1 protein-coding gene is annotated in these 690 nt (G+C 74.1%); it reads right to left on the bottom strand.

The window, feature by feature from the left end:
• On the bottom strand, window positions 1–690 hold a 690-nt coding region (locus HMPREF0975_RS16435), incomplete at both ends, for a hypothetical protein (RefSeq protein ID WP_009234976.1).

Genomic DNA, 690 nt, shown 5'->3' with positions numbered 1-690 from the left:
GCCGGCCAGCTCGGGCGCGCTGGGCACCGCGTTGCCGGAGGCCCGGCCGCGGATCGCGAAGCGCTCGCGCATGAGCGCCACGAGGGTGCCGTCGCCTGCGTCGGTCAGCTCCAGGCGCACGTCGACGACGCGGCCGGCGCTGGACTCCTCCAGGGCCGCGACCCAGCCGGTGACGTTGATCGTGGGGCTGGCGGTGGCCGCGGCCTTCTGGAGCTGGTGGAGGGTGAGGTGCAGGTCGATGGTGTGGTCCAGGTGAACCGCGCCAAGGAGACCCTCGATGAGCGGCATACCGTCCTCGACGACGCTGCCCAGAGCCGCGTAGACCACCGGCCAGCAGGGACCGAGCAGGGCGTCGGGGACGAACGGGGCGGCCGAGAGATCCACCGGCAGCGCGTCGGCAGTCACCGAGGCGTGGTCGTGGCCCAGGGTGCCGGCCAGGGTGAAGGAGCCGTGGATGGTGCCGAAAGGCTGGGTGGCGGGGCGCCCCAGGGCGTCGATGGCTCCAGCTTGGGCGGGGCGGACCTTGGGCAGGTGGTCGACGTTGTCGCCCGTGATGGACACCGCGCCCACGCCCGCGGTGGCGCGCAGCAGGTCGTTCATCGTCTCGCTGATGCGTTCAGGGTCGACCAGCGGCGCGGCGCCGTCCCAGGCGCGGGCCAGTCGCAGCGGCACCACGAGGCGGCGCACGGC

The organism is Actinomyces sp. oral taxon 849 str. F0330, assembly GCF_000239715.1.
Lineage (GTDB): Bacteria > Actinomycetota > Actinomycetes > Actinomycetales > Actinomycetaceae > Actinomyces > Actinomyces johnsonii.
This window is presented reverse-complemented; position numbering and strand designations above follow the sequence as displayed.